The organism is Pedococcus sp. P2_D7, assembly GCF_056404295.1.
In genome coordinates this window covers 1-20,871 of the sequence record NZ_JBFUEH010000003.1, presented here as the reverse complement: position 1 = coordinate 20,871, position 20,871 = coordinate 1, and the positions used below count along the sequence as shown (strand labels likewise).

The window sequence follows — 20,871 nt, the reverse complement described above, 5'->3', positions numbered from 1 at the left end:
GCGGTGCTCCGGGCCTGGTCCGCCGAGCGGGTGCGCGCCGCCGAGGAGGAGCTGATGGCCGGCCTCGACGAGGGCGAGCTGATGGCCCGAGCGGCCGAGGGCCTCGCCGAGGTCTGTCGCGCGCGCCTCCAGGCGTCCGGCGGCAGCCGCGTCGTCGTGCTCGCCGGAGCGGGCAACAACGGCGCAGATGCGTTGTATGCCGCCGTGCAGCTCGCCGCCGATGGCTTCGACTGCGTGGCGTTGCAAGGAGATTGGTCGCTCGCGATCGGCGACGGAGCCTCGTGGGCGGCTGACGGTGTGACCGTGGTGCCGCCCGAGGGGGACTGGGCGAGCGCGCTGGCCGCAGCCGACCTGGTGGTCGACGGCGTCCTCGGGATCGGTGGTCGTCCGGGTCTGCCGACGGCGGCCAAGGCCTGGGTGGACACGATTCCCGAACGGGCCTACGTGGTGGCGGTGGACCTGCCCTCGGGCCAGGACCCTGCCGGCCGTGCTGCCGCCGAGGACGGGGTCTTCGCCGACGAGACGGTGACCTTCGGGGTGGCCAAGCCCGTGCACCTGCTGCCCGCGAGCGAGGCAGCGGTCGGCCGACTGACGATCATCGACATCGGGATCGAGCCCGACGGGGTCCCTGACGTGGAACGCCTCGACTTCGCCGACGTGCCGGCCCTGTGGCCGGTCCCGGGAGCCGGTGACGACAAGTACTCGCGCGGGGTGCTGGGCGTCGTGGCCGGGGGAGAGGACTACACCGGCGCAGCCCTCCTGTGCTGCACCGCTGCGGTCGGGGCCGGCGTGGGCATGCTCCGCTACGTCGGCACCCCCACGCCGACCGAATTGGTGCGTGCTGCGGTCCCCGAGGCGGTCCACGGTGAGGGGAGGGTGCAGGCGTGGGTCGTCGGACCCGGCCTCGACCTCGCCTCCCGTGCCAGGGGCGCCAAGGCCCAGCTCGACGTCGCGCGCGCCGCGCTCGCGTCCGACCTACCGGTGCTGGTCGACGCGGGGGGCCTGGACCTCGTCGACGGCCCGCGCGGCGGCCCGACCCTGCTGACCCCCCACGCCGGCGAGCTGGCGCGCCTCCTGACGAGGTTGACCGGCGACGAGACCAGTCGCGAGTCCGTGCAGGGCGACCCGGTCGGCCACGCGAGGCGAGCCGCGGACCTCACCGGCGCCACCGTCCTGCTCAAGGGCGCCACCACCCTCGTCGTCCCCCCGACCGAGGACGGCGGACCGGTGCGCTCGCAGAACGACGCCCCGCCCTGGCTCGCGACGGCAGGCGCCGGTGACGTGCTGGCCGGAGTCTGTGGTGCGCTGCTCGCCTCCGGGCTCGGTCCGCTGGACGCCGGCAGCCTCGGCGCGCTCGTGCACGGGGTCGCCGCCGACCTGGCCAACCCGGGTGGACCGGTGCGGGCCCTGGCCGTGGCGCACGGCATACCGAGTGCGGTGGCCCACCTGCTCACTCGCTGAGCTGCGCGCTCGTGAAAGACTGGACGACGATGAGTACTGCCACGACCAGCACCACCCCAGCCCCGGCCCCGCCGGGGCTGCCCGCGTGTGCCCAGGTCGACCTGTCCGCCATCAGCAGCAACGTCGCCGCGCTCAAGGCGCGGGCCGGCAGCGCCGAGGTGATGGCTGTCGTCAAGGCGGACGCCTATGGCCACGGCCTGGTGCCGAGCGCGCGGGCCGCCCTGGGCGGGGGCGCCACCTGGCTCGGCGTCGCGCAGCTGCCCGAGGCCGTCGAGCTGCGGCGGGCAGGCGTGCTGGCGCCGCTGCTGTCGTGGCTGCACGTGCCGGGCCAGGACTTCACCGAGGCCCTCGAGCTCGGGATCGACCTCGGGGTCTCGACGACGTGGTCGCTCGACCAGGTGCTCGAGGCGGCCACCACGACGGGCCGCACGGCCAGGGTCCACCTCAAGGTCGACACCGGCCTGGGGCGCAACGGCGCCTGGGACGCCGACCTCGCCGCACTGCTCGCCACCTTGGCGTCCTCGCAGGCCGACGGCGCGGTCGAGGTCGTCGGGCTGTTCAGCCACTTCGCCTACGCCGACGCGCCCCAGCACCCCACGGTGCGCGCGCAGCAGGAGCGCTTCGAGGGCATCCTCGAGCAGGCGGCGCTGGCCGGCGTCGTGCCACAGGTGCGCCACCTCGCCAACTCGGCGGCCACGCTCACCAACCCCTCGGCGCACTACGACCTCGTGCGACCGGGTGTCTCCGTCTACGGGCTCTCGCCGGTCCCCGACCTCGGTGCGCCCGAGGAGTTCGGGCTGCGTGAGGCGATGCGACTGGTCTCCCGACTGTCCAGCGTCAAGGATTCGCCTGCGGGGCAAGGCATTTCGTACGGCCACGTCTACACCACCACCGAGCCGACCAAGCTCGGCCTGGTGCCGATGGGCTACAGCGACGGGGTGCCGCGGCATGCCACCAGTGTCGGGCCGGTGCAGGTGGGCGGACGTCGGTATGTCGTGGCGGGCCGGGTCTGTATGGACCAGTTCGTGCTCGACCTCGGCGCGGACTCGACGGCCACGGCGGGCGACGAGGTCGTGCTCTTCGGAGTCGGGGCCGCGGGTGAGCCCACGGCGCAGGACTGGGCGGCGGCGATCGACACCATCAACTACGAGATCGTGACGCGGATCGGCGCCAGGGTGCCGCGGATCCACGTCGGAGGCGACCAGTGAGCCCGACCAACCGCAGCCTCGCCGGCCTCGGCATCGGACTCGCCGCCGCAGGCGTGGCCACCGCTGCCGGCATCGCGGCGGGGCGCGTCAGCAAGGAGCGGCACGCGCGGCTCTCGGTGCTCGCGCCGGCCGGCGCCTTTGCCCACACGGCCAGCAAGGAGTTCGTCGTCGTCGCGGACGACGGCGTGCCGCTGCACGTCGAGATCGACGAGCCGTCCGCCGACTCCTCCTCCGAGGACAAGCCCACCGTCGTCTTCTCCCACGGTTTCTGCCTGAGCCTCGAGAGCTGGGTCCTGCAACGCAAGGCGCTGGTGCGGGACGGCTTCCGCGTCGTGACCTGGGACCAGCGGGGCCACGGGCGCTCTGGGCGCGGTAGCGAAGAGTCCTGCGACATCGACCAGCTCGGCAGCGACCTGCACCGGGTGATCGAGGAGGCGGCGCCCGAGGGCCAGCTGGTCCTCGTCGGCCACTCGATGGGCGGCATGACGACGATGGCGCTGGCCGACCAGCACCCCGACCTGATCCGTGACCGCGTGGTCGCCACCGCCTTCGTGGCCACCAGCGCTGGGGGTGCCCAGCTGGTGTCCCTCGGCTTTGGGCAGTACTTCGGCAAGCTCGTCGGCCGGTTCGGGCCCTCGGTGCTCGACCGGCTGTCGGCGCGACCCGGGCTGGTCCGCACCGCCCTGCGAGCCGGCCGCGACATCGAGGAGTTCCTGGTCGAGCGCTGGAGCTTCGCCTCGCCCGTGCCCCCGGCCGCGGTCCGGCTCACCGGCGACATGATCTTCGGCACCCCCCTCGACGTGATGGCCGACTTCCTCCCGACCTTCGACGCCCACGACAAGCGCGATGCGCTGGTGTACTTCCACGGCGTGGAGGTGTTGGTGCTCAACGGCGTCCACGACGTGCTCACTCCTCCCGACCACAGCGAGGAGATCGTCCGGCTGGTGCCGGGCGCCGAACACGTGGTCATCGAGGAGGCCGGGCACATCATCATGCTGGAGCACCCCGAGGTGCTCAACGAGCAGCTCGAGGCGCTGATCGACCGCGGCATGCGGGCCGCCGCCGAGGGCGTGAAGGTCGCGCGCAAGCCGCGGGTCCGGCGCACGGTCACCGATCTCGCCAAGCGTCGCAAGGTCGCCCGGGCGCGGCGCGGAGAAGGCCGTGCCTGAGCTGACCAGCCCGGACCTGCCCACCGCCGAGGACACCCGGGCCTGGGGCACCCGGCTGGGTCGCCTGCTGTCGGCCGGCGACCTCGTCGTGCTGACCGGCGGGCTCGGTGCCGGCAAGACCACCCTGACGCAGGGTCTGGCCGAGGGGGTGGGGGTGCGCGGGCCGATCACCTCACCCACCTTCGTGATCGCGCGGGTGCACCCGTCCCTGGTCGGCGGTCCCGCCCTCGTGCACGTCGACGCCTACCGGCTCGGGGGCTTCGCCGAGCTCGACGACCTCGACCTCGACACCTCGTTGGAGGAGTCGGTCACCGTGGTCGAGTGGGGCCACGGGCTCGCGGAGGACCTCGCCGACGACCGGCTCGAGGTCACCCTGTCCGGTGAGGACACCCGCCGCGCCCGCGTCCAGAGCCACGGCTCGCGCTGGGCCGACGCCGACCTCTCCGAGCTCGGAGCCAAGGCATGAGCCGCGTCGTCCTGGCCATCGACACGTCGACGTCGGTGAGTGTCGCCGTCTCCGCTGGTGCCGACTGGGCCATGGGCGGGTCGGACGACCCCCGCGGCCACACCGAGAGCGTCGCCCCCCTCATGCGCGACCTCCTGGCCAGGGCCGGGGTCTCCGCGGCCGACGTGACGGACGTGGTCGTGGGCAACGGCCCAGGGCCCTTCACCGGCCTGCGCGTCGGCATCGTGAGCGGTCTGGTCTTCGCCCACGCCCGGGGGATCCCGGTGCACGGGGTGTGCAGCCTCGACGTGCTGGCGCAGCAAGCAGTCGAGCACGTCGGGGAGGGCGAGTTCCTCGTCGCCACCGATGCCCGGCGCAAGGAGGTCTACTGGGCGCGCTACCGGGTCGACCCCGACCGCGAGGAGCGCGACCGGGCGGTGCGGCTCACCGACCCGGCGGTCGCGCTTCCCGCGGAGCTGCCGGAGGACGTCCGGTCGCTGCCCACCGCCGGCCGGGGTCCGGTGCTGTACCCCGAGCTCTTCCCCCACCCCGTCGCTGTCCTCGACGTCTCGGCGGGGGTGCTGACCGACCTTGCGGAGCAACGCCTCGACGCCGGTGTGGAGCTGCCGGTGGAGCCGCTCTACCTGCGTCGGCCTGACGCGCTGACCACTGCGGAACGGGCCGCGAAGTGACGACCTCGACGGCGACCATGCGAGACCTGCACTGGACCGACATCGACGACGTCGTCGCGCTCGAAGGTGAGCTGTTTCCCGACGACGCGTGGACTCCGGCGTCGGTGTGGGCCGAGCTGGCGGCCCGCCCGCGACGCTCCTACGTCGTCGCGAGGGACCCCGATGGCGGCCTCGCCGGCTATGGCGGAGTCGACCTCGGGGGCGAGGTGGCCGACATCATGACCATGGCCGTCGCGCCCAGCGCCCAGGGCCAGGGCCTCGGTCGCCAGCTCCTCGAGGAGCTCGTGGCCCGCGCGGTCGCCGACCACGCGGCATACCTCATGCTCGAGGTGCGGGCTGACAACGACGCGGCCCGAAAGCTCTATGAGTCAAGGGGATTCGAGACGTTGACGGTCCGCCGACGCTACTACCAGCCGGGGGGCGTGGATGCCCACGTGATGCGGCTGAGCCTCCAGGAGGTGGCGCCGTGAGTGCCGACCAGCCCCTCGTCCTCGGGCTCGAAACCTCCTGCGACGAGACCGGTGTGGGCATCGTGCGCGGCGAGACCCTGTTGGTCGACGCGATCGCGAGCAGCGTCGACGAGCACGCGCGGTTCGGCGGGGTGGTGCCCGAGGTGGCCAGCCGTGCCCACCTCGAGGCCATGGTGCCGACCATCGAGCGCGCGACGCGGGAGGCCGGGGTCAGGCTCTCCGACCTCGATGCGATCGCCGTCACCTCGGGTCCGGGGCTGGCGGGCGCGTTGATGGTCGGCGTGGCGGCGGCCAAGTCGCTCGCTGTCGCCCTCGGCATCCCCCTGTATGGCGTGAACCACCTCGCGTCGCACGTCGCCGTCGACATCGTGGAGCACGGGCCGCTGCCCGAGCCGACCCTCGCGATGTTGGTTTCCGGAGGCCACTCGTCGCTGCTGCTGGTGCCCGACGTCACCCACGACATCCAGTCGCTCGGTTCGACGATCGACGACGCGGCGGGCGAGGCCTTCGACAAGGTCGCCCGCGTGCTGGGGCTGCCGTTCCCCGGGGGGCCGCACATCGACCGGATGGCTCGCGAGGGCGACCGGGTCGCCATCGACTTCCCCCGAGGGCTGACGACCGGGCGCGACATGGAGCGCTACCGGTTCGACTTCTCGTTCTCCGGGCTCAAGACCTCGGTGGCCCGGTGGGTGCAGGCTCGCGAGGCGGCAGGGGAGCCGGTGCCGGTCGCCGATGTCGCCGCGTCGTTCCAGGAGGCGGTCACCGACGTCCTGACCCGCAAGGCCGTCCTGGCCTGCAAGGAGCACGGCGTGATGAACCTGCAGATCGGCGGTGGCGTCGCCGCCAACAGCCGGCTGCGGGCGATGGCCCAGGAGCGCTGCGACGCCGCTGGCATCACGCTGCGGGTGCCGCGACCGGGGCTCTGCACCGACAACGGTGCGATGGTCGCGTCACTGGGTGCGCAAATGGTGCTCAAGGGACGCGCGCCGTCCAACCTCGCGCTCCCCGCCGACTCGTCCATGCCCGTCACGCTCGTGCAGGCCTAGGTTCCACCGAACCACCCTGGGCCTCCTTCCTGCGTGACTGAGGGCGACTCGTGATGACTGCGAGTGACTAGAAACCCAGTCATTGACGGGCACTGTGCCGAGCGGCAGACTGCCTGCTGCTCGCCTGGCCGAATGGGACCGCGTATCGATACGCAGACGGCCACGGAGCAGGAGGGGACGCCATGAGAAGGCTTCTGATGGTTTGTGGACTCGCGGACCGGGTGGGGGCTCGTCCAAGGCGTCGTCCACTGTGGTGTCCCGAGTCATGACGTCGACGGACCTGGCGGCGGCCTTCCCGACCTCACGGTCCCTGGGCGTCGTCCAGGTGGGGCAGCTCAAGACGTACTACTGCGGCCCGGCGAGCGGCTACGAGATCATCCGTTACCTGCACGGAGCCGGCTTCAGCAGTCGATTCGATGGCACGGCCGCGGGGCAGCCCGGGCTCGCCAACGCCAACCACATGGAGACCGACAAGTACCTGAAGACCGACTGGGCCCGGGCCGACTGGACCCGTGGCGTCAACCGCTGGCGTGGGGTCAACTGGTACGTGCAGGTGCACGCGCCGAGCAGCTCCTTGCTGAAGTCCGTGGCCGCGCAGAGCATCGGCGGCAACGGCATGCCGTTCAGTGGCGACACCGTTGAGTACCAAGGTGGAACGCACTACAACGCGCACCCGGATCACACCATCGGTCACTGGATCGCTGCCTACGCGTACACCGGCAGCGGGTCGACCATCAGCTGGGCCGACTCCTCGACAACCAGTTTTCCAAAGGCGTCCCGGTACTTCTCGTACAGTTCCTCGTCGTTTGCGTCCTTCCTGCAGGGCAACGGGATCGCGTACTGAGATGCGGCACACGCTCACCGCTGCGTTCGTCCTGGCCGGCCTGCTCGTCGCGGGCTGCCAGGGTGAATCTGCTCAGCCTGCACCACTTAGCACCTCGCGCGGACCGTCGACGCCGACGGGCTCCCTTGCGGGTGCCGCGGAGTTGAGCACGGACCTTGCCCGCAAGCCACGGGCTGGCGAGCTCACCGTCCTGACGACCCTGCGGGGCATGTCGGGAACCACTCGCAATGGCGTCCTCGCCCTGTCACCGGACGGTCACGCCCTAGTGGGTGTGAACCCCCCGCCCCTTCAGGGCGGCCTCATCGCGCAAGCTCGGATGCAGGTGATGAGTGGAGGCAAGCGCTCGTGGTTGCCCGCAACGCCCAAGGAGGCTCTTCCGCGGCAGGCCTTTGACGGCGCGATGCCGAACGACGCCACGGCGGCATGGCTGGAGACCAGGTCCACCGACCTTTTCGACGTCGACTGGAAGGTGTTCGGGTGGTCGCACGGCCAGGTCCGGCTGCTCGCCGACTCGGACACCTTCGCCAAAGGTCACCCGCTTCCGCCGGCAGCCGGCGGCGACCACCTCATGGCCAGCGACGGCAAGAGCGTCTGGTGGTCCTTCCGCAAAGCCGGAAGCGAGCTGCCGATCGCCACGAACATCGCCACCGCCGACCTGGCTGGCACCTCAGCGCCTCGCGTCGTCGTCAAGGGTGCCGACCTGCCCACCGTCGACCCGCGCGGGGGGCTGGTGTACGTGCGGGATCCGTACACGGCGCCGCACAGTGTCGGGTACGACATACACCTGCTCCGCGGGACTCGGGACGAGATCGTCTACCACGGGCCTGTGGGAGACGTCGGCTTCATCTCCGAGCTGTGTGTGGGCCCAGACGTGGTGGCCTGGGCCATCCCGGTTGAATCGGACGACGGCGGAACGATCAAGATGCTGAACCGTAGTACTCGGGACGTCCAGACGATCCGCCTGAGGGACAGCGCTCGCGGAACGGAACTGGTCTGCGGCGACGACTTCGTCGCCTGGGGCAACGGAAGCGGCAATGGTGACGCAGGTCAGTACCTGTGGTCGCTCAAGAGCGCGTCGCCGGTGAAGCTGGGCGAGGCGTTCGGCGTCAGCCGGGTGAAAGCGGCGGGACACTATGTGGCGTGGACCCTGCCGCCAACCTCACCGCAAGCATCGGCCGACACCCGACTCGCCCGGTGGAATGGTGGCTGACCGAGGGGTCCCTCGCCCCGCGAGTCGTCACTCGCGTGCGGCCCGGGGGTGGGGCGCCGCCGGGCCGCGCGTCCCCGTCGCGGTCGCGGTCGCGGTCGTGTACGAGGGCGCCGCTCGCCTAGATACGGTTCGGCCGAACGGATGAGGCGAGGTCAACCGTTCGGCTGGTTCATTTCGGACAAAGCATCAGCAAAGCGGATCCCGTTTTACCTCGCCTTTACCCAATGATGACACTTTCTTGACTCGGCCCTAGCCTTCCATTCGGGGGCCACGGACGACCTTGGGGAGGTCGCTCCGAGGCAAGAGGGGGCAGGGTACGGCTGGTCCGGTTGCTGCAGGGGATGGCGACTGGACCGGCCAAACCCGGGGGCAGCCGGATTCCAGCCCGCTTCACCACTTCGCGAAGGCTCGGCACTGACAAACGGCGGCCCACCATGAGAAGGCGTCGGCACTAGTACGTTTGCTGCTGTTTGGATCGACTGTCGCGCGGTTTGCTCTGAGAAGGGACGAACGTCGCCTTGAGCCAAGCCCGGAGCGGTTGCTGCGCTGGCATCTGCACGACGGCCGCGATCGGCAGCGTTCGCTCCACCCCCGCCCGAACACGTTGGGTGGGCGGGGCTGGACGGAAGGAATCGCGATGAGTGAGAACGAACAGGCGAAAATCACCGGGATCACGCACCGGTATGTGCGCTGGCTGATGATCCTGCTGCCACTGCTCCTGCTGGTCGTCTCGGTCGGTACAGGACTCAACAAGGGCGAGTTCGAGACCTCGATCAGCGCCTACTACGGCGGTCCAGTCCGCGACGTCCTGGTCGGCACCCTCGTCGCGACGGCTGCCTGCCTGGTCGCGTACCAGGGCGTGGGGTTGTTGGAGGACTACGCGCTCAATGGGGCAGGCTTCTATGCGGTCTTCGTCGCACTGCTTCCGAATGGCTTCGCCGGGATCATGGCCGACCTCCGGGACAACCCCGCGCCAGACGGAGTCACCGCAGCGGACTACGGCTCCTTCTTGCGGATCGCCCTCTCCATGGTCGTGCTGCTGTGCCTCGTTCTGCTCGTCCGAGAGCTGCGAACGGGTAACGTCACGCAGCTCGTCGGCGCCGAAGTGGGCACCGCGTCGAAGTTCCTTACGCGGTTCTTCGTTCTCTTGACGTCGGTGATCCTCGCGGGCTTCCTGGCGTTGGCGATGTGGCAGCTCTGGCGCGGCCCGGCCGACCAGATCACGATGGAGGGCATCAGCGTGGCCGGTCGGCAGGCCTCGGTCCATTTCCTTGCGGCGGTCTTTCTCATCGCTTCCCTGGGCGTAGCCGTCCTGACCAACACCTGGCCGTTCTTTGGGTTTGGTAGCGCGCTGTGGAAGTCCGGTCGCGGCATCTACCTGGTGATCCTCCTGCTGATGACATTCGGCCTGGTGGTGCCCTGGCTGATTTCGCGGGCGGTGGCCCCGGAACACCTCGTGCTCTTGGTGGAGTGGTGGGAGATCGGGCTGTTCATCGCCTTCTGGACCATGGAGACGCGTCGGATCGTGCGGTCGAGCACGATGGAAAAGGCCCCGCCCGGACCACTGAAAGAACCACAGCGCGTCCCCGAACCTGCACACGACCCCGCTGTGAAGGCGGGGGCCCTCGTCAAGCAGGACTAGTCGATCCGCGACCTCCTCGCGCGGATCGACATTGGCGGGACCTTGAGGAAAGCATGGAGAGGAAGCCCACGATCGCAGGGCGACGGAGTCACTCTCCTAGCAATTGGGCGTGGAGCAGTTCGTGCAGGAACGTCGTGGTGCGTGCCTTGGACCATCGTCGGCCGACGCGGATCGTCTGGTAGAGGTCGGCACTGAAAAGCACCACCAGGATGTCGGCGGCCCTCGCCGGTGAGAGCCCGGTTCGCAGACCGCCGGGTTTGTGGTGCAGTGCGCGGGCGATCTCGCGATAGGACTCGACGCGGCGGCGCTCGCTGACCTCCACCACGGCGGCCGCCTCGGCGTCGCCGGCGGCGCCGTGCATCGCGTTGGCCAGTGGCGCCACCCGCTCGAGAATGGCAACGCCATGGGTGAAGAACACCGCGAACGCGCCTTCTGCGGTGGGGGCGGCTTCGAACTCCGCCCACCACTGGTGCCAGGGCATCAACTCGGCGAGATCTGGGTCTGGTGGCGGTTCGCGCCAGTGGTCGAACCCGATGATGGCTGCCCCCAGGGACTCGCCCAAGAGCGCGGCCTTCGTCCCGAACGTGTAGTAGATCGTCGGAACCGCCACACCCGCCTGGTGCGCCACCTCGGCGATGGTCGTGCCGAGGTATCCCCCCTCGGAGAACAGGTCGTAGGCGGCCCGGACCATCCGTCGCCGGTTGGCCAGCGCCCGGTCTGTGCGGGTGGTCGTGGTAGACATCGGCTCCATACCGGTTCACTATAGTAAGACTATAGTGAAGGAGCGTTGGGCGATGAAGATCCTGTTCGCATCGATGCCCGCCGATGGACACTTCAACCCCCTGACGGGGATCGCCGCCCACTTGGCCGACCATGGTCACGACGTGCGCTGGTATGCCGGACCGGAGTATGGCGCCAGGCTCGACCGTCTGGGGATGCGTTGGTTTCCCTATCGGCGGGCCAAGGAGATCATGGCGAGCAACATCAACGAGCTGTTCCCCGAGCGTGCCGCCCTCAAGGGACCACGGTTGATCAGCTTCGACCTTGACACCTTCTTCGTGAGCCAGGTCGAGGAGAGCTTCCAGGACATCGTGGAGCTCAGACAGGAGTGGTCGTTCGACGCCTTGGTGTGTGATGGCGCCTTCTACGCCGAGCAGCTCGTCGCCGAGGCACTCCAGGTCCCCGTGTTCGCCATCGGCCTGAGCATGGTGTTGCCGGACGCCCAGGGCCCGCCACCGTTCTTCGGGTTGCGCCCCGCACGGAGCCCGGTGGGACGGATCCACCACGCAGTGGTGCGCCGGATGCTGGCCGGCGGGATGAAGGCCGGCACCACCCACTACAACCAGATCCTCGCCCGGCACGGCGTCGCACCGATCAGCCTCGATGGGTTTCCAGATGGTCCGATGCTCAAGTCAAACCGTGTCTTCCTCAACGGTTCTCCCGGCTTGGAGTTTCCCGGCTACCGACCTGCCCCCAACGCCGAGTTCGTCGGCCCGCTGAGCCCGGCTCGCCGCGCCTCCGGCCCGGACACGGCACTGCCGGCCCTGGTGGTCGAGACCTCGCTGAGGGTGGTGGTGGTCTCGCAGGGAACCGTCGACAACTCCGACCCGGGCAAGCTGATCGTCCCAACCATCCAGGCACTGAAGAACTCGCCGTACGTGGTCGTGGCCACCACCGGGGGCGCGCACACCGAGACCCTCCGTGAGCGCTTCCCCGAGCCGAACGTGGTCATCGAGGACTTCATCGCTTACGACGACCTCTTTCCGCACGTCGACGTATTCGTCACCAGCGGCGGCTTCGGCAGCAACCTCGCGGCCTTCCTCCGCGGGGTCCCGGTCGTCGCGGCCGGCAAGCGAGAGGGGAAGAACGACATCAACGCCCGGGTCGGCCACAACAAGCTCGGGATCGACCTGCGCGGCGAGCACCCCAGGCCCGCGGCCATACGCCGGGCCGTCCGCACCGTCCTCGGGGACCCCAGCTACGCCAAGCAGGTCGCAGCCCTGCGTGCCGAGCTTCACACATACACCCCCATGCAGACAATCGAGAACGCAATCCTGCAGGCGTCGGCAACGCCTCACGCCCTGCGTTGACGTTGTGGGCCATCTCCACTGTCGTGCCCACGGAATCCACGGGCAGGCGGGGGGCGTAGGGAATGAGTCTGGGGCAGCGAGGTGGCTACCGCTCGACGTAGACCGTGAACGGTGGGATGACACCGTGCGACTCGGCCTGCGCTGCGACCTCCGGCGGCATCGACTCCAGCATCGCCATCAGCGCATCGACATCATCGGTGTCGACGCTCACCGCTGCCTTGTTACTGCCGTCGAGCGCGACGAGGTCGGTCACCCCGGTGGCGCCCGGCATGGCTGCCGCCCGCTCGTCCTTGCCGGCCAACCAACGGTCGACCTCGCGGATGTCGTGCGTGATGATGACTCGGGGCACTGCGCCCACCTCCGTCGCCTTCTCGCGCCGGCGGTCCAACGACGGCGTCCTGACGACATCGAGTCTGCTCCGCGCTCGACTCGCTGACCTCACGCGTTTGAGTGATTCCATGAGGCACAGTGCCGAACGCATGTGACTTCAGTATCCGGATGTCGGGAGAGCCCGATATGCCCTCGACCGAGCGGCTGATGGCCCATACTCCGTACAGGCGATGCCGACCCCCCTAGTTGGGGTCGATGCTCGGGAGTGCGGCCATGCGGCCGCGTTCTGCGGGTCCTGAGCCTGTCGAAGGGTGCTGCGATGTCCACGTTGGTTCGTCACATTGTCACCGCGTCTGCGGTAACCCTCGCCGCCATCGCACCCGCACTGTCTGCCGCCGCCGCGCCGCCGGACGAATCACCTGCTCGTCCCGACACGGTCTCCGCTGGGAAGGGCGACCGCGACCACGACAAGGTGGCAGACGACCTCGAGGCAGCTCTCGTCCGGCGCGGCGCAGGTGACCGCGTGCGGGTCATCGTCCAGGGCGCCTTGCCCGGCGAGGGACGCCGCGCTGCGCCCTCGCTCACTGTCAGCCACAGCTACCGACTCGTGCGCGCGTTTGCTGGTTCGCTCACCGCGGGACAGGTCTCGGCCTTGGCAGCGATCCCTTCGGTGACGAGGGTGGAGCTCGACGGCGTGGTCCGGGCCATGGACGCCGCGGGCGATGACGGGTACGGCGTGGCTGCCGCCCGCGCCGCATACAGCCCAACGCTGGACGCCCTCGACGGCAGTGGGGTGGGCATCTGTGTCATCGACACCGGGATCGATCCCAACCATGAGCAGCTCTCCGGGCGGGTCGTGGGGTGGCGGGACTGGGTGAACGGCCGTGCCACCGCCTACGACGACCACGGTCACGGAACGCACGTCGCGAGCATCGCCGCCGGTGACGGCACGGGGTCTGCGGATGCTGACCGCTATGGCGGGGTGGCCAGGGGCGCGCTGCTCGTCGGCGCCAAGGTACTCAACTCGTCGGGCTCCGGTTCGGACGCCGACGTCGCCGCCGCGATCGACTGGTGTGCCGCCCGCAGTGATGTGCGGGTCATCTCGATGTCGCTCGGGAGCCCCGGCGGTGACGGAAGCGACCTCGGCAGCCAGATGGCCAACGCCGCCGCCGCGGCGGGAAAGGTCGTTGTCGTGGCGGCAGGCAACTCCGGTGACGCCCCCGCCACGATCACATCGCCCGGCGTCGCGACCAACGTCATCACCGTTGGTGCGGCGTCGGACGAGACGACCCTGCCCGGCGGACTCGACACCGACACCGGGCTCTACCTCGCGGGGTTCTCCGGGCGTGGACCCACCGCCAACCCGGCTGCGCCCCTCAAGCCGGATGTGGTCGCCCCGGGTCTGAGCGTCGTGGCGGCGAAGGCCAACACGACCAGCTCGTATGTCGCCTTCTCCGGCACCTCGATGGCGACGCCATTCGTCGCCGGGGTCGTGGCCCTCGGGCTGGAAGCCGCTCCAGCCAGCACGCCGGCGGCCGTGAAGGCTGCGCTGCAGGCCAGCGCCCAGGACGCCGGTGCGACCGGCGCGGACAACGAGTGGGGGTACGGCCTGGTGGATGCGCGTGCCTTCATCGCGGGGTTGGGTGCCGAGCCGGCCGGCACCGCCGCGTGGCCGGGCCGCCAGGTGCTGACGGGCTCGCTCGGTGCGAACGCCAGTCGTGACACCGCGATCAGCGTTTCCACCGCGGGGCGGCCGCTGGGCGTGACACTGCAGACCACCACAGGCGCCGCGACGTGCCTGCTGCCGATCGGCACCACCTGCCTCTACGGGTACGAGTGGGCCCCGGACCTCGACGCGTACCTCATCAACCCGTCGGGCAGCGTCGTAGCAGTCAGTCGCTGCATGCTCGAGGCCACGAACGGGAACTGCGCGGCGCCCGGACGCTTCGAGACCCTCGGCGTCTCGAACGCTGCAGCCGGCACGTGGACGCTGCGCGTGGAGTCGTTCTCCGGGGCTGGGAGCTACCTCGCCGACGTCTTCGGCGGGCTTTCCGGGTCGATGCCACCGCCGCCACCGCCGCCCGCTGTGCCATCGGCGCCCACAGGGCTGACTGCCGTGACCGCGTCCTCGACGCAGGTCCGGCTGGCCTGGACCGACACCTCCAGCAACGAGAACGGATTCCGCGTCGAGAGGTGTACCGGTGGGAGCTGCACGGCATTCGCGGTCGTCGCCTCACTCCCAGCGGGCAGCACGGCATACACGAGCACTGGGCTCAAGGCCAACACGAACTATCGCTACCGCGTCGTGGCATGGAACGACGCCGGGGCGTCGGCCTACTCCAACATCGCCACGGCCAAGACTTCACGCAGGTAGCCAGGGAGTGAATCCGTACTTGCCGTTCGTCTCAGCCGTGCTTCCTTCTCGTTGGTTCGACGATGCAATTCGTCCTGGCTGCCCGGGGCCCACCCGTCGGACCATCGAGTCTGGGCAACTGCGACAGTTACCGGATGCTCCGTCTCGCGGCGGAATGGGACAGGCACGAGTCGACACCGATGTGGTGGATGAGTCCCTCATGCCTCCTCTCTGGTCTGTACTGGTGCCTTGAAACAACGTGGTCGGTAGTCTCGAGCGGTGACGAGCGAGCCATTCGGCATGTTCGAGGGGATGTACGCCGGCGCGGAGGCGGGCGGGGTCAAGCCGCCCTGGGACTACGGCGCCCCTCGTCCACAGCTCGTGGCGTGGGCTGAGGCGCAGAACCTGGCCGGGGGTGGCCGCGAGGCGCTGGTCGTCGGGTGTGGCTACGGAGCTGACGCCGAATACCTTGCCTCGCTGGGATATCGCACCACTGGGTTCGACTTCGCGCCGACCGCGATCGCTGCAGCGCGGCGGAAGTATCCCGCCAGCGAGGTGAAGTACCTCGTTGCCGATGTCCTGGATCTTCCTGGTGAGTGGCAGCGTCGGTTCGACCTGGTCGTAGAAAGTCTCACCGTGCAGTCGATGCCGCCAGAGCAGCACACGGAAGCTGCGCAGAAGATCGGCTCGCTAGTGGCACCAGAAGGCACGCTGCTGGTCCTTGCGACCACCCGGGACGAAGGGGCCGAGGTGAAGGGACCGCCGTGGCCGCTGTCCCGTGTAGAGCTCGAGGACTTTGCCCTCGGCGACCTCACCCTGCGCCGGGTCGAGCGGATCGAGGGCGGCGCTTGGTGGCGAGCCGAACTCTCAAGAGGAGAGGCACATTCGACCAATCACGCGGGCGGCTCATAGATCGGCTCCTGCCTGTGGTCATCTCCCGGCGGAAAGACGCGGTTCGGGCTGCCAGAGTCACTTGGGCACGAAGCTCGTGGGGTGACGAACCCGGATGTTGAAGGTGCCCTGGCGCCGCTCTGCGGCGTGGACAAGGGGCCTCTTGGGCGGGGATCGCCCGTTCGGTCCGGTTTGGAGCAAACCGGTCGATATTGCTTCGAGGCGGGGGCGCGGAACGTTACCTTGGTGCATCGTCCTTCCCAGACCCTGAGGAAATTCGTTGCACCGCACGCTGGCCGCTGGCCTCGCTGCCCTGGTCGGCTTCACGGTCCTTGCCCAGACGCCTGCGTCCGCTGTCGAGCCGCACGATGCCGGCGCACCGCCCATGGTCCTGACCCTCGCGGGCGACGGCCTCGGGTCGTCCGGACCCGCCTCCCGCGTCATGCTGCCGTCAGACGTCTTCATCGACGGCAGAGCCGACGGCACCCTGCTCGCCCACGATTCCCAGCGGCTCATGCGGGTCGACCCCGCGACGGACCGAGTGACCGTCCTTCCATGGCCGACTGACTCCGGCTTTTGGGTCGGCGGGGACCTGGCCGTGGACGGCGGTGAGGTGGTCATGGGAGCCGACAACCGCATCATCCGCTTCACCCCGGGCGGCGGGCCGGCTACCACTCTCTGGTCAGGCGGTGGACCCACGGCTCTCGATGTCGGAGCCGACCACGCCGTGTGGGCCCTGGCCGGCGGCCGCGTCCAGCGGCTGCCCCTTGGTGGCGTGTGGACCGCCCTCACCCCGGTCGGTGCCATCGTCGAGGGCCTCGACCTCGCCGTGTCGCCCGACGGCACCAAGGCCTACGTCCTCGACGTGGGCAGCGGCCATCGCGGCGTCTACGAGGTGACCACTGCCGGACTCGGGACGCGGGTCGCCGGCAACGGCGGCAACGTCGGTGCCTTCCTGGCCGGGCGGCAGTCGCGTGAGGTCTCGACCGTCGATGTCACCTCGATCAGCACGGACGCCACGACGCTGACCATGTCGTCGCCCGACAACGCCGTCCTACAGGCCCCGCTGGCGGGCGGCCCGCTGACGCAGGTCAGCAGCGGCGCGTGCACCGGCCGGTTGAGCCAGCTGGGGGCTGACCTGGCCGTCGGGTGCAACACCGGCCCGGGTGAGCGGTCACTGCACCGGTTCTCGGTTGCTGGCGTCGACCGGGGCCGCATCCTGGGGATGGACCCCGAGCAGCCCTGGTCGCCTGACGGCGTCCTCGCCACCGACGCCTATCTCGACGAGGTCCGCGGCTCCGCCGGCACACCGGACGGGCGCGTGGTCTTCACGACAGAGCACGGTCTCGTGCGGGAGGTCCGGAGCGACGGCACGCTGTTGACGCGCGCGCGGCTGTCGCCACTCACCACCGGCCGCGGCAAGGTTGCGCTCGGCGACGACGGCACGGCATACGTCACGACGGGCACCGGCTCGCTCACTGCGGTGAGTGTCAACGGCACGGTCAGCGACGTGGCGGTCTCGGCCGACGTGGCCGACGTCGAGGTGCTGTCCGACGGTGCTCTCGCAGTCGCGGACCGGGCGGGGCACCGGATCCTGCGGGTGACCGCCACCGGCACGCAGACAACCCTGACCTCCGCCATCGGAGACCCCGTTGACCTCGCCCGCTCCGGTGACCGGCTGCTCGTCGCCGAAGGCGGCCTGCGCTGGGTCGACGCCGACGGAGGGGTCAGCACGGTCCTCAGCGGGGGCGCACCCACCAGCGTGACCGCGACGGTCGAAGGGCCGTGGGCCAACGTTGACTACCAGTACCTCGGGGGAATCGCGGTCATCGCCGCGGACGGGTCGATGCAGCCGGTGGCTGCGGTCGGCGGCGTCGTCGCCCAGCTCCAGGCCGTGGGCGATGGCAGCGTCCTTCGCGCCGGTGGACGGACGGTCAGCCGCATCCTCACTCCGGGCCTCGGCGCATCGGTGCCACCACTGGGCGTCACGGCGACACCGGGTGAGGGGAGGGTCTCCATCGGCTGGGACAAGCCGTTCGCGGACGGGATGATCGTCGCAAAGCGGGGTTCGACCCCCCCGCACGACCACTGGGACGGCGTCCAGCTGCCCTGGCCCACCAGTAACCCTATGACCGTCATGACGATCGCAGGTGAGCCGCTCGTGCCCGGCGAGGAGTGGTCGTTCGCGTTCTTCGAGCGCGGGTACACCACCAACCAGGCCGGTTCGGCGATGGCCATGGGCCCGCCGGTGGGCGTGACCACCGCCGCCTTGCCCGACACCACGCCGCCGGGGCAGCCCACGGACGTGGTCCTCAACGCGACGCACACCGAGATCAGCTTGGGGTTCAACGACCCCCGAGTGGACGACCTTGCCAAGGTGCTCGTCCGGTATGCCGCCGGCTCGACGCCGCCTGCCAGTGTCACCGACGGCCTGCCGTTCCCCGAGGACGTGGACGGGGCCGGGTGGTGGTGGGGAACGTTGCCCAACCCGGTGAGGGGTCAGGACTACGCGGTCTCGATCTTCCTCATGGACCATCAGGGCAACGTCTCGACCTGGACCGGCCTCACCCGGCTGGACTTCGAGCCACCCGCGCAGGTCATGCAGGTGAGCGTCGAGCCCTCGTACCAGAGCCTGCGTTTCGCCTACACCGCGCCCACGGACGCCGACTACTCCGGGACCTTCTATGCGATCGGTGCCGCGGGTGCGACGCCGAGCACCTCGACGATGCGCTGGGCTGGCGGCACCCCCGTGTTCACGCCGACCGAGCTCGCCATGGACACCGACTACACGTTGGCGCTGTGGACGATGGACGTGTCGGGCAACCTGGGCGAGCCGGTCCTCGTGCCCTTCCACACGCTGCTGGACACGACGCCACCCGCGGCGCCGGGCGGGTTGGCGGCCATCGGCGGGGACTACGAAGTCACCGCGACCTGGACGGCTCCGACGGACGCGGACCTGGCCTCGCAGACGGCCGTTCTGACGGACACCGTCACGGGCGCGCGGACGCAGGCCTCGCCGCTCGCGAAGACGGCCGGCACCTACACGTGGCCGCGCCTGGCGGGTGGCCGCACCTTCACGGTGGAGGTCTTCGCCACCGACCGGCAGGGCCTTACCTCCACGACGGTCAGCGCGGAGGTGACGACGGCCCCGGACACGAACGGCCCTCCACCTGCCATCCCCCTGTCCTCGATCTCCGTCACGCCGGCGTCGACGCGCAGCGTGGCCGTCAGCTTCCCGCGGCCGGTCCTGCCCGACCTCAAGACCGTGGGGTACGAGGTGCGACCGCTCGGCGCAGGCCTCGACCCCGTAGGTTCCGTCTACGCACTGCCGCTCAACTCGGCCACGGTCAACGGGAAGGTGACCTTGCCCGAGGCCATGACGGCATACCAGCTGGTCATCCACGTGTGGGACCTCAACGGCAACAGGGCCCGCACCGTCATCCCGTCCGTGGTCGGCGCCCCGAATGCCTCGGAACTGCCCTTGGCCCCGGTCAACCTGCTGGTGAGCTCGCCGCGGGACAACACCCTGGACGTGACGTGGGGGAGGAATGCCTTCAGCGTCCCGGTCAGCACGTGGAAGGTCACGGCGACGTCCGGCAGCCTGACTCGCACGGTGGAGGTCGAGGGGTCTCGCACCGCCGTGCAGCTCGGGGGCCTGGTCGGCCGGACCACGTGGCAGGTCAAGGTCCTCGGCCTCGGCACCTGGGGGGCGGGGCCGAACACCACCGCATCGCCGGTCACCGTGGGCGACACGACTGCTCCGCAACCGGTGACGGCCGCAAAGGCCGTGCCGTCGTACGACACCGACACGCTGACGTGGACCAACCCCGCCGACTTCGACCTCGACCACGTCGACGTCATCAGGCGCGGGGCCACCGCGGCGGAGACCAAGCTCGTGTACCGAGGCAAGGGAACGACCTTCCGGTCCACTGGCCTGGTCGCCGGGCGGTCGTACACCTACGAGCTGCGCACCTATGACGCGTTCGGCCAGACCTGGTCGAGTTTCGTCCGCCTGGACAACCGAAGGTCCGCTCCCACCCTCGCCGGTTCCACGACCATCAAGTACGGCTCGAGCACACGGGTCTCCGGCGTCCTGCGGTTCGACGGCGCGCCGCTGGCTGCGCGGAAGGTGACGCTGTTCGTCCAGAAGTACGGCACGACGACGTGGGCCGCCCTGACCAGCGCCACGACGACGAGCACCGGCGCCTACGCGTTCACGGTCAAGCCCTCGTACAGCACGCGCTACCGGATCGGCTACGTCGGGGCAGCCGCTGTGGGCGGCGCCTACAGCCCGGTGGCCGCCGTGTCGGTGGCACCCACGGCCACCATGGGGGCAAGCCGCACGAGCCTCAATTACGGCGGATCCGTCACCCTCTCGACCACGATCAGGCCGGGGCACGCAGGCTCAACCGTGACACTGCAGCGGTGGAACGGCACCGCCTGGGCAACGGTGACGACCAGGAAGCTTTCGAGCACCAGCTCGACCACCGCCTACGTCAAGCCGCCGGCGCGCGGCACCAACAAGTACCGGTGGTTGCTGCCGGCCCACACGGACCACACGTCAGGTGTGTCTGCCACGGCCTCGGTCCGGGTCTACTGAGCCCAGGGATTTCTACGCATTCGCGGGGACGGTCGATGTGGATGGTGTCGCCCGCGATGACTCACGCATCCAGTGCTGGGTCTGCGGTCATCCCCCGTGTTCGGGGGGTTGGAGTTTGATGCCGCGGCCTGCCCAATGGAGAGTTGGTGGGCGATCCGGGCCGCACCCCACGCGGCTGTTAGACGATTCCCTTAGGACCGGTGTCCGGCCAGACTCGGTCCAGGTGGTCGGTGGGAATGCTCGCCATCGCGGCTGCCCACCGAATCGGTGTGGCTCTCTTTCGGTTTGCGTGCCCACCGTCCACCGTGGCGAGGCGTGGCTCAAGAAGGGACTGCCCTGCTCGTAATAGCAATGCCCACCTCGCGTTCCTCCGTTGTTGCGACGAAGCGAGGTGTTGGGTGTGGCGAGGGTGTTCATCGG

16 protein-coding genes are annotated in these 20,871 nt (G+C 69.9%); 14 read left to right on the top strand and 2 right to left on the bottom strand.

All coding sequences use genetic code 11. The features are described 5' to 3' along the window. Positions 1-3 precede the first annotated feature (3 nt). The 10 genes from AC1DWJ_RS07225 to AC1DWJ_RS07180 all read left to right on the top strand — a co-directional run bounded on the left by AC1DWJ_RS07225 (position 4) and on the right by AC1DWJ_RS07180 (position 10,187). A complete protein-coding gene (locus AC1DWJ_RS07225; RefSeq protein WP_477620388.1) occupies positions 4-1,461 on the top strand; it encodes a bifunctional ADP-dependent NAD(P)H-hydrate dehydratase/NAD(P)H-hydrate epimerase in 1,458 nt (485 codons plus the stop codon). A 29-nt stretch (positions 1,462-1,490) separates the two neighbouring features. Next, positions 1,491-2,669 carry an alanine racemase gene (gene alr, locus AC1DWJ_RS07220; RefSeq protein WP_477620387.1) on the top strand — a complete coding sequence of 393 codons (1,179 nt, stop codon included), beginning with the start codon at positions 1,491-1,493 and terminating at the stop codon, positions 2,667-2,669. Continuing rightward, on the top strand, positions 2,666-3,838 hold the full coding sequence (locus AC1DWJ_RS07215; RefSeq protein WP_477620386.1) for an alpha/beta fold hydrolase: 1,173 nt from the start codon (positions 2,666-2,668) through the stop codon (positions 3,836-3,838). Before alr ends, AC1DWJ_RS07215 begins: the two co-directional genes overlap by 4 nt. After that, entirely contained in the window at positions 3,831-4,304 is a 474-nt protein-coding gene (tsaE, locus tag AC1DWJ_RS07210; RefSeq protein ID WP_477620385.1) for a tRNA (adenosine(37)-N6)-threonylcarbamoyltransferase complex ATPase subunit type 1 TsaE, read from the top strand. The genes AC1DWJ_RS07215 and tsaE overlap by 8 nt, the downstream gene beginning before the upstream one ends. Then, a complete protein-coding gene (tsaB, locus tag AC1DWJ_RS07205) occupies positions 4,301-4,975 on the top strand; it encodes a tRNA (adenosine(37)-N6)-threonylcarbamoyltransferase complex dimerization subunit type 1 TsaB (RefSeq protein WP_477620384.1) in 675 nt (224 codons plus the stop codon). The genes tsaE and tsaB overlap by 4 nt, the downstream gene beginning before the upstream one ends. After that, positions 4,972-5,445: a ribosomal protein S18-alanine N-acetyltransferase gene (gene rimI, locus AC1DWJ_RS07200; protein WP_477620383.1), complete on the top strand. Its 474-nt coding sequence runs from the start codon at positions 4,972-4,974 to the stop codon at positions 5,443-5,445. The genes tsaB and rimI overlap by 4 nt, the downstream gene beginning before the upstream one ends. Next, positions 5,442-6,491 carry a tRNA (adenosine(37)-N6)-threonylcarbamoyltransferase complex transferase subunit TsaD gene (gene tsaD / locus AC1DWJ_RS07195; protein WP_477620382.1) on the top strand — a complete coding sequence of 350 codons (1,050 nt, stop codon included), beginning with the start codon at positions 5,442-5,444 and terminating at the stop codon, positions 6,489-6,491. Before rimI ends, tsaD begins: the two co-directional genes overlap by 4 nt. A 265-nt stretch (positions 6,492-6,756) precedes the next feature. Next, complete coding sequence (locus AC1DWJ_RS07190; protein WP_477620381.1) at positions 6,757-7,335, top strand: hypothetical protein; 579 nt, start codon at positions 6,757-6,759, stop codon at positions 7,333-7,335. Positions 7,336-7,660: 325 nt separating this feature from the next. After that, positions 7,661-8,545, top strand: coding sequence for a hypothetical protein (locus tag AC1DWJ_RS07185; RefSeq protein ID WP_477620380.1), 885 nt, complete (start codon positions 7,661-7,663; stop codon positions 8,543-8,545). Positions 8,546-9,182: 637 nt separating this feature from the next. Next, the gene (locus AC1DWJ_RS07180; protein ID WP_477620379.1) at positions 9,183-10,187 is read left to right on the top strand and encodes a hypothetical protein; all 1,005 of its coding nucleotides are present in this window, start codon (positions 9,183-9,185) and stop codon (positions 10,185-10,187) included. Between the two features lie 88 nt (positions 10,188-10,275). Here AC1DWJ_RS07180 and AC1DWJ_RS07175 read toward each other — a convergent pair whose 3' ends face one another. Then, positions 10,276-10,878 (bottom strand): TetR/AcrR family transcriptional regulator, encoded by a 603-nt coding sequence (locus AC1DWJ_RS07175; protein WP_477620378.1) that lies wholly within the window; start codon positions 10,876-10,878, stop codon positions 10,276-10,278. Positions 10,879-10,981: 103 nt separating this feature from the next. Between AC1DWJ_RS07175 and AC1DWJ_RS07170 the strand changes: the two genes are divergently transcribed. Further along, positions 10,982-12,277, top strand: a complete 1,296-nt coding sequence (locus AC1DWJ_RS07170; protein WP_477620377.1) for a glycosyltransferase — start codon at positions 10,982-10,984, stop codon at positions 12,275-12,277. An 85-nt stretch (positions 12,278-12,362) separates the two neighbouring features. Here AC1DWJ_RS07170 and AC1DWJ_RS07165 read toward each other — a convergent pair whose 3' ends face one another. Beyond that, positions 12,363-12,626: a hypothetical protein gene (locus tag AC1DWJ_RS07165; RefSeq protein ID WP_457252760.1), complete on the bottom strand. Its 264-nt coding sequence runs from the start codon at positions 12,624-12,626 to the stop codon at positions 12,363-12,365. 300 nt (positions 12,627-12,926) lie between these two features. Here AC1DWJ_RS07165 and AC1DWJ_RS07160 point away from each other — a divergent pair, with 300 nt between their 5' ends. The 3 genes from AC1DWJ_RS07160 (at position 12,927) to AC1DWJ_RS07150 (ending at position 20,451) form a co-directional block, all read left to right on the top strand. Next, positions 12,927-14,981, top strand: a complete 2,055-nt coding sequence (locus AC1DWJ_RS07160) for a S8 family serine peptidase (protein ID WP_477620376.1) — start codon at positions 12,927-12,929, stop codon at positions 14,979-14,981. 258 nt (positions 14,982-15,239) lie between these two features. Beyond that, on the top strand, positions 15,240-15,872 hold the full coding sequence (locus AC1DWJ_RS07155) for a class I SAM-dependent methyltransferase (protein WP_477620375.1): 633 nt from the start codon (positions 15,240-15,242) through the stop codon (positions 15,870-15,872). A 259-nt stretch (positions 15,873-16,131) separates the two neighbouring features. Further along, entirely contained in the window at positions 16,132-20,451 is a 4,320-nt protein-coding gene (locus tag AC1DWJ_RS07150; RefSeq protein ID WP_477620374.1) for a hypothetical protein, read from the top strand. Positions 20,452-20,871: the final 420 nt, after the last annotated feature.

What these genes read in the sequence shown, in the direction of transcription:
- alr (WP_477620387.1), top strand. Translation starts at nt 1,491, where the DNA reads ATGAGTACTGCCACGACCAGCACCACCCCAGCCCCGGCCCCGCCGGGG.
- tsaB (WP_477620384.1), top strand. Translation starts at nt 4,301, where the DNA reads ATGAGCCGCGTCGTCCTGGCCATCGACACGTCGACGTCGGTGAGTGTC.
- AC1DWJ_RS07190 (WP_477620381.1), top strand. Translation starts at nt 6,757, where the DNA reads ATGACGTCGACGGACCTGGCGGCGGCCTTCCCGACCTCACGGTCCCTG.
- AC1DWJ_RS07185 (WP_477620380.1), top strand. Translation starts at nt 7,661, where the DNA reads ATGAGTGGAGGCAAGCGCTCGTGGTTGCCCGCAACGCCCAAGGAGGCT.
- AC1DWJ_RS07180 (WP_477620379.1), top strand. Translation starts at nt 9,183, where the DNA reads ATGAGTGAGAACGAACAGGCGAAAATCACCGGGATCACGCACCGGTAT.
- AC1DWJ_RS07175 (WP_477620378.1), bottom strand. Translation starts at nt 10,878, where the DNA reads ATGGTCCGGGCCGCCTACGACCTGTTCTCCGAGGGGGGATACCTCGGC.
- AC1DWJ_RS07170 (WP_477620377.1), top strand. Translation starts at nt 10,982, where the DNA reads ATGAAGATCCTGTTCGCATCGATGCCCGCCGATGGACACTTCAACCCC.
- AC1DWJ_RS07160 (WP_477620376.1), top strand. Translation starts at nt 12,927, where the DNA reads ATGTCCACGTTGGTTCGTCACATTGTCACCGCGTCTGCGGTAACCCTC.